Source organism: Stenotrophomonas sp. 82F1, assembly GCF_056861525.1.
The window spans coordinates 20545-30727 of sequence record NZ_JBSPUD010000002.1; the positions used below are offsets into that span (position 1 = coordinate 20545).

Consider the following 10183-nt stretch of genomic DNA (forward strand, 5'->3'; position numbering starts at 1 on the left):
GACGAAGTCGGCGGAGTGGCGGTCGGAGAACGCGGGTGGTCGGTGGTCTGCACGGTTCGGGTTCCCCTTGGAATCTGTCTGTTGCGGGTGTTTGAAAGTGGTGTCTGTTTTCTGGCGCGTTGCGGGGCGGCGTCAGCTGATCGTTCCGACCAGCTTCAGGCGCTTATCCTCCGGCACCTCGCTGTAGGCTAGGACCGACAGCGACGGAACGCTGTGGCGGACCAGGCGGGCCAGCGCGGCACGCACCGGGCCTGGTACCAGCACGACCGCGGGCTCGTTGCGGGCTTCCTGCTTGCTGACACATTCGGCCAGGCTCTGGTGCAGTCGCTCAGCGAGTCCGGGTTCCAGCGCGGCGCCGTTGCCCTGCGTGGACTCCTGCAAGACACGTTCCAATTGCGGGTTGAGGGTGAACACCGGCAGCTCCGCCGACATTCCGGCGATCTCCTGCACGATGAAGCGGCCCAGCGCGGTGCGCACGGCGGCGGTCAGCGTGGCCGGGTCCTGGCTGTGCGGAGCATGTTCGACCAGTGCTTCAGCGATCTTGCGCAGCTGGCGGATCGGAATGCGCTCGACCAGCAGGTTCTGCAGCACGCGCACCACCGCCGACAACGGCAGCGCCTTCGGCGTCAGATCTTCGACGAGCTTCGGCGCGCTCTTGGCCAGGTTGGCCAGCAGGTGCTGCACTTCCTCGTGGCCGAGCAGTTCCGGTGCGTGCTCGCGGATCAGGTGCGAAAGGTGGGTGGCGACCACCGTGGCCGGGTCGACCACGGTGTAACCCAGGGTTTCGGCCTGGGCGCGCTGGTGCGGCTGGATCCAGGTCGCATCCAGGCCGAAGGCGGGGTCCTTGCCGGCGATGCCTTCCAGCGGACCGAGCGCACTGCCGGGGTCCAGCGCCAGTTCGCGGTCGGGATGGATTTCGGCGGTAGCCACCGGCACGCCATGCACCAGTACCCGGTAGCCGTTGGCCGGCAGTTCCAGGTTGTCGCGGATGTGCACCGACGGAATCAGGAAGCCGACATCCTGGGTCAGCTTGCGGCGTACGCCCTTGATGCGCGGCATCAGTTCGCCGCCCTGGTTGCTGTCCACCAGCGAAATCAATCGATAGCCGACTTCCAGGCCCAGCGGATCGACCGGACGCAGTTCGTCCCAGCTCAGTTCCGCCGTGGCTGCGGGGGCAGCGGGGCGGCCCAGCGCGTTCAGTGCGTTGTTATCGCCTGCAGCGGTGTCGGCCTGTGCCGGCACCAGGCCCTTGCGGTACACCTTCCAGGCGATGAAGCCGAGGATGGCGGCCAGCGTCAGGAAAGCGACGTTGGGCATGCCCGGCACCAGGCCGACCACGCCGAGGATGCCGGCGGTGATGGCCAGCGCACGGTACTGGCCGAACACCTGGCCGGTCATCGCCTGCGCCATGTCCTGCGAACGCGAGGCACGGGTAACCAGCATCGCCACCGCACTGGAAACCAGCAGCGCCGGCAGCTGCGCCACCAGGCCGTCACCGATCGACAGCAGGGTATAGGTGGCCGCGGCGTCGCCGATCGGCATGCCATGCTGCAGCACGCCGACGGCCAGGCCGCCGAGCATGTTGATGAACAGGATCAGGATGCCGGCGATCGCATCGCCGCGGATGAACTTGCTGGCACCGTCCATCGCGCCGTAGAAGTCGGCTTCCTCGCGGACCTCTTCGCGGCGCAGCTTGGCTTCCTCGCGCGTCAGCAAACCGGCGTTGAGATCGGCGTCGATCGCCATCTGCTTGCCGGGCATGGCATCGAGGATGAAGCGCGCGGTCACTTCCGAGACGCGGCCGGCGCCCTTGGTGATGACCACGAAATTGATGATGGTCAGGATCGCGAACACCACGATGCCGACGGCGTAGTTGCCGCCGATCACGAATTCACCGAATGCGGCGATCACCTTGCCGGCCGCGTCGTGGCCGTTCTGGCCGTTCAGCAGGATGACGCGGGTGGAGGCCACGTTCAGCGCCAGCCGCAGCATGGTGGTGATCAGCAGCACGATCGGGAAGATGGTGAAGTCCAGCGGGCGCTTCACGTAGACCACCGCCAGCAGCACCATCAGCGAGATGGCGATGTTGAAGGTGAACAGCGCATCGAGCACCGGCGCGGCCAGCGGCACCACGACCATGGCCAGCAGGGCCAGCACGATCAGCGGCGCGCCCAGGCCCTGGCGGATCATTTCAAGCGCGCGGCGGGTATTGAAGCTGGATGCCTGGGCGCTCATGGGCGGCCCCCGTTGCCGAACTCATCAACCTGGATGTGCGGCGTGGACGGCATCGGGCCGGTCCGCCAGCTGCGCAGCTGGTAGACGTAAGAGAGGACCTGGGCGACGGCTGAATACAGTCTCACGGGGATTTCCTTGCCGAGTTGGCCTTCCCGATACAAGGCGCGTGCCAAAGGCGGGGCAGAGACGATGGCGACCTTGTTGCCGTCGGCCACTTCACGGATGCGCAGGGCGGTTTCATCCACGCCCAGGGCGACCACCGTGGGCGCATTCATGGCCCCACCTTCGTACTTCAGGGCCACCGCATAGTGGGTCGGGTTGACCACCACCACGTCGGCGGTGGGTACCGCCTCCATCATCCGGCGGTTGGCCATCTGCTGCTGCAGCTGGCGGATACGGCCCTTCACTTCCGGGCTGCCTTCGCTTTCCTTCATTTCCCGGCGCAGCTCTTCGCGGGTCATCTTCAGCTTGCGCATCCAGTTCCAGCGCTGGTACGGCGCGTCGATGGCGGCCAGTACCAGCATCGCCCCGGCGGTGGCCAGCAGCAGCCGCAGGGTGAAGCCCAGGCCGTCGCCGATGGCGGTTTCCAGCGGCTGGTGGATCAGTCCGCGCAGGGTGTTGAAGCTGGTCCACACGACCATGCCGGCGGCGACGCCGACGAAGGCCACGCGCAGCAGCGACTTGATGAACTCGGCCACCGCTTCGGGGCCGTACAGGCGCTTCAGCCCGCTCATCGGGTTCATGCGGTTGATGTCGGGCATCATCGCCTTGGCCGACCAGCGCAGGCCGCCCATCACCACCGGCGCCAGGAAACTGGCCAGCAGGCAGACCAGCACCAGCGGCGCGATCACCCACATCAGCTGCAGCAGCAGGTCGCCGAAGTGGCCGAACAGGGCCTTCGGGTGCTGGCGCAGGCTCTGTTCGGGGCTGAGCGCATGGCGCATCCAGGCGCTGGCGCCGCTGGCCATCGAGCCACTCATGGCCATCACCGCGATCACCCCGGCGCCGAAGACGGCGGCCGTGCCCAGTTCACGCGAGCGCGGCAGGTTGCCCTGCTCGCGGGCGTCGCGCAGGCGTTTTTCTGTCGGTTGTTCGGTTTTTTCGCCGGCGGATTCGTTCTCGGACATCACAGGCACTGCAGCAGGGGATGCCGGGGTGCGTGCAAGAATCGTTCCGTGACGGCGGCGTGGGGCATCCACGCATGGCGTGGAGCTACCGGGTTTGGGCCCGCGGGAAGAACCATCCACGCATGGCGTGGATCTACTGGGGGTTGCGGGGTGGTCCGCTGGCCAGTTCCACCCGTGGCCGCGGCAGGTCGTGCAGCTGCATGAAGCGGGCGGCGTCCACCGGCCGGCCGAGCAGGTAGCCCTGCAGGTAATCGCAGCCCAGGCGCTCCAGGTAGGCGCGCTGCGCGGCGGTCTCCACGCCCTCGGCCACGATATCCATGTCCAGTGCATGGCCCAGCGCCACGATGGCCGACACGATCACCACGTCTTCGGCGCTGTGTTCCAGGTCGCGCACGAACGCATGGTCGATCTTGATCTCGGTGGCCGGCAGACGCTTCAGGTACAGCAGGCTGGAGTAGCCCGTCCCGAAATCATCGATCGAGATGCCTACGCCCAAGGCGGAGAAGCTCTGCAGCAGGCGCAGGCTGGTATCGGTATCGCGCATCACCGTGCTCTCGGTGATCTCCAGCACCAGGTTGCGCGGGGTGATCGCGTAGCGCTCGATCACCTCCCGTACGTCCTGCAGCAGGTGCGGAGAACTGAACTGCACCGGCGACAGGTTCACCGACATCGTCCAGCCGTCGTGGCCGGCATCGTGCCAGTGCCGCAGCTGCTGGCAGGCCTGGTCCAGCGCCCAGCGGCCGATCTCGTTGATCGCACCGCTGCGCTCGGCCAGGCGGATGAAGCGGTCCGGCGGAATCAGGCCCTGTTCCGGGTGGCGCCAGCGGATCAGCGCTTCGGCGCCGGCCACCTTCTGGCTGGCCACGCGGATCTTCGGCTGGTAGTGCAGGAACAGCTGCTCGCTGCCGATCGCCCGGCGCAGGTCGGCCAGCAGGCGGAACTGCTGCTCGGCGCTGTCGTTCATCCAGTCGGCAAACAGCACGAACGCGTTGCGGCCCGACTCCTTGGCCTGGTACATCGCCGCATCGGCGAAGGCCATCAGCTGGCGTTCGCTGGCGGCGTGGTCGGGGCAGATCGCGATGCCGATGCTGGCGGTCACCTGCAGCTCGTTGTCCGGCAGCAGCGGGCCGCTGCCCACCGCCTGCAGGATGCGCCGGGCCAGTGTCGGCAGGTCCTCGTCGTGCTCGATGCGCACCACCAGCACGAATTCGTCGCCGCCCAGCCGTGCCAGCATGTCGTGCGGCCGCAACAGCTGGCGGGTGCGTTCGGCCACCGCCACCAGCAGCGCATCGCCGGCCTGGTGGCCATAGGCATCGTTGACCTGCTTGAAGCCGTCCAGGTCCATGAACATCACCGCGAAGCGGCTGCCGCCCTGTTCGGCCTCGGCCAGCGCCTGCACGATGCGCCGCTGCAGCAGCAACCGGTTCGGCAGGCGGGTGAGCGGGTCGTGCAGCGCGGCCTGGGTCAGTTCCTGCTGGGCGTCGGTCAACGAGGTGCTGAGCAGCGAATTGCGCAGGCGCAACAGCTGTGCCTCCACCCGCTGGTCCAGCCAGGACACCACCAGCACCACCGCCAGGATCGCCACGGTCAGCACCACCACCAGCATCGCCAGCCAGTTGTTCTGCAGGCCATCACCCACCGCGGCGCCGCAGACGCTGCCTTCGGGGAAACGGGCGGCGGCCATGCCGGTGTAGTGCATGCCGACGATGGCCAGGCCGAGCAGTCCGGCAGCGGCCAGGCGGTCGCCGATGCGGGTGTGCTGCGCGCGCAGGCGGAAGGCCACGTACAGCGCGGTCCACGACGCGGCCACCGCAACCAGCAGTGACAGCAGCAGCCACACCGGCTGGTAGTCGATGCCTGGCTGCATGCGCATCGCGGCCATGCCCACGTAATGCATGCTGGCGATGCCGCTGCCCATCAGCAGGGCACCACCGGCCAGGCGCGGATGGGGCAGGGTGCGCAGCGATACCAGCCACAGCGCGAACACCGACGAGCCGATCGCCAGTGCCAGCGACAGCAGGGTGATGGGCAGGTCGTAGCCCAGCGGAATGGGCAGGTCGAAGGCGAGCATGCCGATGAAGTGCATCGACCAGATGCCCAGCCCCATCGCAAAGCCGCCGCCGAGGCGCCACCACCAGGTCGCGCCCTTGCCAGGCGCGGTGACGGTGCGCCCGGCCATCGCCAGCGCGGTATAGGACGCCATCACTGCAACCAGCAATGAGGTCGCCACCAGCCACGGGTTGTACGTGCCTTCCAGCATTCGTCAGTCTCCCGGACCTGCCTGTCAACGGAAAAACTACGGTGGGGCATGCGTAAGGCGGGCGACCAGAGGCCGCCGGTTGCAGCGTCCCCCCGGTCGCTGCCCATTCACTCTAACGCGGGCACCGGGGGGGACGGCAAGCAGCAAAACGTGATGACCGCGTCAGCGGGTCACGGCACCCGCAGCCTCGAAGGCGGCATCGAACAGGCGCTGCACCGGCGGGCCCATTTCACCGACCAGCAGGGTCAGCAGGAACAGGCCCAGCAGCAGCGAGACCGGCAGGCCCAGCTGGATCGGATTCAGCGCCGGCGCCGCGCGGGCCAGTACGCCGAAGGCCAGGTTCACCGCCAGCATCGCCACGGTCAGCGGGATGGCCAGGGTCAGCGCCCCTCGCAGCACGGTCAGCAGGAAGGTCGGGGCGATGCTGAAGAAGGCGTGCGGGTCGGGCAGGGGCGCCCCGATCGGCAGGGCGCGGTAGCTGTCCACCACCAGCGAGATCAGCGCCAGATGGCCGTTGGCGGTGAAGAACAGCAGGCCGAACAGCAGATAGAACCATTGGCCGATGACACCGGAGGTGCCGCCGCGCAGCGGGTCGCTCATCTGCGCAAACGCCAGGCCGGTGCCCTGGGCGACCAGTTCGCCGGCCATCGCGCCCGCCTCGAACACCAGCCGCAGCATGAAACCGATGGCCACGCCGATCGCCAGCTCGCGCGCGATGGTCAGCACGGTGGCGGCGTCGAAGCCGGTCCAGTCCGGTACCGGCGGCAGCAGGGGCGCCAACGCAATGGCCAGGGTACCGGCCAGCATCACCCGCACCCGGCCGGGCACGGCGCGGGTACCGATCATCGGCATCGCCATGGCCACCGCGCCGATGCGCAGCATGGTCCACAGCACGGTGCCGATCATGCCGAAGGCATTCAGGCCGTCGGCAGCCATCTGGGTAGCGGCGTCCATCTGCGTGCGCGTCCGTCTAGCCGATCAGGTGCGGAATGCGCTGGAACAGCAGCGTAGTGAATTCGACCAGATGGCCGATCAGCAGGCTGCCCAGTGCGAACAACACCGCAGTGAGCGCTGCGGCCTTGGCAACGAAGGCGATGGTGGGTTCGTTGAGCTGGGTCGCGGCCTGCACCACGCCCACCACAACGCCGACCACCAGGACGGTCAGCAGCAGCGGGCCAGCCACCCACAGCACGGTGATCAGGCCGCCACGCAGTTCGGTCAAGGCAAGTTCGGGAGACATCAGGGTTCCATCGGTAGCACCGGGCCATGCCCGGCGGTGGTCAATGCGGCGGCCGGCACTGCCCGGCGTCGCGTCTGTAGGGCCGAGCCATGCTCGGCTGACCTTCGGATCAGGCCGGATTGAAGCTCGCCGCCAGCGTGCCGACGGTCAGTACCCAGCCATCGACCAGCACGAACAGCAGGATCTTGAACGGTGCCGACACAAGCATCGGCGACAGCATCATCATGCCCATCGACATCAGCACGCTGGCCACGACCAGGTCGATGATCACGAACGGGATGAAGATCAGGAAGCCGATTTCGAAGGCGGTCTTCAGCTCACTGGTGACGAACGAAGCGACCAGCACCGGGAACGGAATCGCATCGGGGTTGGCGTAGGTACCGTGCCCGGCGATGCCGGCGAAGGTCATCAGGTCGGTCTCGCGGATCTGCGCCAGCATGAAGGCGCGCAGCGGCGTGGTGGTCAGCGTCCAGGCGGTCTGGAAGTCGATCTCGCCATTGAGATACGGCGCCATGCCGGTGCTCCAGGCCTTGTCCCAGGTCGGCAGCATGATCATCGCAGTGAGGAACAGGGCCAGCCCCAGCAGTACCTGGTTGGACGGCGTCTGGCCGGTGCCCAGCGCCTGCCGCAGCAGGCCCAGCACGATGATGATGCGGGTGAAGGAGGTCAGCACCAGCAGCATCGACGGGATCAGGGTAATCGCCGTCATCAGCAGCAGCGTCTGCAGCGGCAGGCTGACCGGCGCACCGCCGATCTTGCCGACGTTGATGTCCGGCAGCGGTGTGGTCGGTGCGCCCGGGGCGGCGAACGCCAGCGCAGGCAGCAGGCACAGGGCGATCAGGCTCAGCCACGGCAGCAGGGCGGCAAGACGGGAACGGGTCACACGCATGTCAGGGGTCCTTGCGCAGCCGCTGTTGCAGCAGCTGGGCGAAATTCGGCAGGTTCTTCAGATCGGGTACGCGCACCGGCGCAGGCGGCGGCAGTGGTTCGGGCAGGGTGTGCAGGGCGTTGATGCCGCCCGCGGTCACGCCCAGCAGCAGCTGCTGGCCGTTGACCTCGACCACCACCACCCGCTCCTTGGCGCCAACATTCAGGCTCGCCACCAGCTTCATGCCTTCGGCCGGGCGGAAGCCGCTGCCGGGCAGGCGTTTGAGCAGCCAGCCCAGGCCGATGACCAGGGCCAGCACCGCCAATAGGGCCAGCACCGCACCGAACAGGCTCGGTGCGGCCGGCGCATGCTGGCCGATCTGCGGGGCCGTCTTGGCGACGGCCAGCGCGGTGGCGGCGAGCAGGCTCAACGCAGTCTCCGGATCCGCTCGCTGGGGCTGACCACATCGGTCAGGCGCACGCCGAAGCGGTCGTTGATCACCACCACTTCGCCATGGGCGATCAGCGTGCCGTTGACGAACACGTCCAGCGATTCGCCGGCACCACGCTCCAGCTCCACCACCGAACCCTGGTTGAGCTGCAGCAGGTTGCGGATCGGCAGGCGGGCGCGACCGACTTCCAGCGACAGCGTCACCGGCACATCGAGGATCACGTCCAGGTTCAAATCCGGGCCGGTCGCTTCATCGGCCTGCAGGTTGCTGAACTGGGCCGGAGTCGGTTCGAGGGCGTCGATATCGTTCATTGCGGGTCTTCCTGGATGACGGGTACGCGCGGACGGGTGCCCGGCGGATGGGTAGCGGTGATCTTTACGGCGTTCATGCCGTTGGCGACGCCGAACTCACCGGTGAACACCGGGATGTTCTCCACGCACAGCGGCACCTGCGGGCTGAGGTCGATCGGCAGGATGTCGCCGACCTTCAACCGGGTCAGGTCGCGCAGGGTCATGCGCTTGCTGGCCAGCACGCTGGACAGGGTGACTTCGGCCACGTTGAGCTGCTCGCGCAGGGTGCGGCCCCAGCTCTCGTCGCGGTCGTTGCGGTCGCTCTGGATGCCGGCGTCGAGCAGTTCGCGGATCGGCTCCAGCATCGAGTACGGCAGGGTCACGTGGATGTCACCGCCACCGCCGTCGAGTTCGACATGCAGGCGGCACACCACCACGTATTCGCGCGGCGTCACGATGTTGGCGAAGTGCGGGTTGATCTCCGAGTTGATGTACTCGAATTCCACGTCCATCACCGGCGCCCACGCTTCACGCAGGTCGGCGAAGGTCTGCTTCAGCAGCAGGTGGATCACCCGCATTTCGGTAGCGGTGAACTCGCGGCCTTCGATGCGCGTCGGGTAGCGCCCGTCGCCACCGAAGAAGTTGTCGACGATGGCGAACACCAGGGTCGGTTCGAACACGATCAGGCCGGTGCCGCGCAGTGGCTTGAAGCGGATCAGGTTCAGGTTGGTCGGCACATACAGCGAGTGCATGTAATCGTTGAACTTGATCAGCTCGATGCCGCGCACGGACAGTTCGGCCGAACGCCGGATCAGGTTGAACAGGCCGATCCGCCACAGGCGCGCGAAGCGCTCGTGGACCATTTCCAGGGTCGGCATGCGACCGCGGATGATGCGGTCCTGGCTGGCGAAATCGTAGGAGCGTGCTTCGCCACTGGGGGCGTCCGGCTCGGTTTCGACCGCGCCACTGTCCACGCCATGCAACAGGGCATCGATCTCATCCTGGGACAGCAGGTCATTCATCGGGGAGCCCTTACTGGGTCACGAAGCTGGTGAACAGCAGGTCATCGGCACCGTTGCTGCCGGTCTCGGCCTTCAGCACCTTCTGCACTTCGGCCAGCGAATCGGCCTGCAGCTTCTGCTTGCCGGCGATGTCGGCGATCTGCTGCGGGCTGACCTGCGAGAACAGCATCAGCAGACGTGCGCGGATGGCCGGGGCATGGGTCTTGATCGCTTCCAGCGCGGCCGGATCGCGGGTCATCAGCTGCACTTCCACCTGCAGGTAGCGCGGGCCGTCGATCGAACCGTTGAGGTTGACCACGAACGCCGGTTCCAGTGCGAAGTACTGCGCCGGGGCCGGGGTGGCAGTCTTCTTCGGCGCCTGCGCGGTCTTGTCTTCGTGCTTGGACTGGGTGAAGAACCACACCCCGCCACCGGCGGCGCCGGCGGCCAGTACGGCGACCAGGGCGGTGATCAGGATCGGACTGCGCGGCTTGGCGGTCTTGTCCTTGTCGGCGGTCTTCTTGGTTTTGTCAGCGGCTGCGGCCACGGGGTGAAGCTCCTGAGGGTTGCTTCACCGGGATATGCAAGGGGTGTGCCGGAGTGGCCGGGGAGGGGCGCGACGGAATTCCGTCGGGTGTTCAAATCGGTAGCGCCGGGCCATGCCCGGCGGATTACCGACATTCCGCCGGGCATGGCCCGGCGCTACCGATT

10 protein-coding genes are annotated in these 10183 nt (G+C 67.3%); all 10 read right to left on the minus strand.

What is annotated here, in order from left to right:
- Positions 1 to 132 precede the first annotated feature (132 nt).
- Positions 133 to 2235 (minus strand): flagellar biosynthesis protein FlhA, encoded by a 2103-nt coding sequence (gene flhA / locus AC13GI_RS02485; RefSeq protein WP_482995394.1) that lies wholly within the window; start codon positions 2233 to 2235, stop codon positions 133 to 135.
- Positions 2232 to 3362: a flagellar biosynthesis protein FlhB gene (gene flhB / locus AC13GI_RS02490; RefSeq protein ID WP_089240997.1), complete on the minus strand. Its 1131-nt coding sequence runs from the start codon at positions 3360 to 3362 to the stop codon at positions 2232 to 2234. The genes flhA and flhB overlap by 4 nt, the downstream gene beginning before the upstream one ends.
- 133 nt (positions 3363 to 3495) lie before the next feature.
- Positions 3496 to 5622 (minus strand): putative bifunctional diguanylate cyclase/phosphodiesterase, encoded by a 2127-nt coding sequence (locus tag AC13GI_RS02495; RefSeq protein ID WP_482995395.1) that lies wholly within the window; start codon positions 5620 to 5622, stop codon positions 3496 to 3498.
- Between the two features lie 162 nt (positions 5623 to 5784).
- The gene (fliR, locus tag AC13GI_RS02500; protein WP_089241001.1) at positions 5785 to 6576 is read right to left on the minus strand and encodes a flagellar biosynthetic protein FliR; all 792 of its coding nucleotides are present in this window, start codon (positions 6574 to 6576) and stop codon (positions 5785 to 5787) included.
- A 16-nt stretch (positions 6577 to 6592) separates the two neighbouring features.
- A complete protein-coding gene (locus AC13GI_RS02505) occupies positions 6593 to 6862 on the minus strand; it encodes a flagellar biosynthetic protein FliQ (protein WP_005413254.1) in 270 nt (89 codons plus the stop codon).
- 109 nt (positions 6863 to 6971) lie between these two features.
- Positions 6972 to 7751, minus strand: a complete 780-nt coding sequence (gene fliP / locus AC13GI_RS02510) for a flagellar type III secretion system pore protein FliP (protein WP_180166999.1) — start codon at positions 7749 to 7751, stop codon at positions 6972 to 6974.
- 1 nt (position 7752) lies between these two features.
- Positions 7753 to 8160 (minus strand): flagellar biosynthetic protein FliO, encoded by a 408-nt coding sequence (fliO, locus tag AC13GI_RS02515; RefSeq protein ID WP_180167000.1) that lies wholly within the window; start codon positions 8158 to 8160, stop codon positions 7753 to 7755.
- Positions 8157 to 8492: a flagellar motor switch protein FliN gene (fliN, locus tag AC13GI_RS02520; RefSeq protein WP_025878988.1), complete on the minus strand. Its 336-nt coding sequence runs from the start codon at positions 8490 to 8492 to the stop codon at positions 8157 to 8159. The genes fliO and fliN overlap by 4 nt, the downstream gene beginning before the upstream one ends.
- Positions 8489 to 9493, minus strand: a complete 1005-nt coding sequence (gene fliM, locus AC13GI_RS02525; protein ID WP_025878989.1) for a flagellar motor switch protein FliM — start codon at positions 9491 to 9493, stop codon at positions 8489 to 8491. Before fliM ends, fliN begins: the two co-directional genes overlap by 4 nt.
- 10 nt (positions 9494 to 9503) lie before the next feature.
- Positions 9504 to 10019, minus strand: a complete 516-nt coding sequence (locus tag AC13GI_RS02530) for a flagellar basal body-associated FliL family protein (RefSeq protein WP_099818393.1) — start codon at positions 10017 to 10019, stop codon at positions 9504 to 9506.
- Positions 10020 to 10183: the final 164 nt, after the last annotated feature.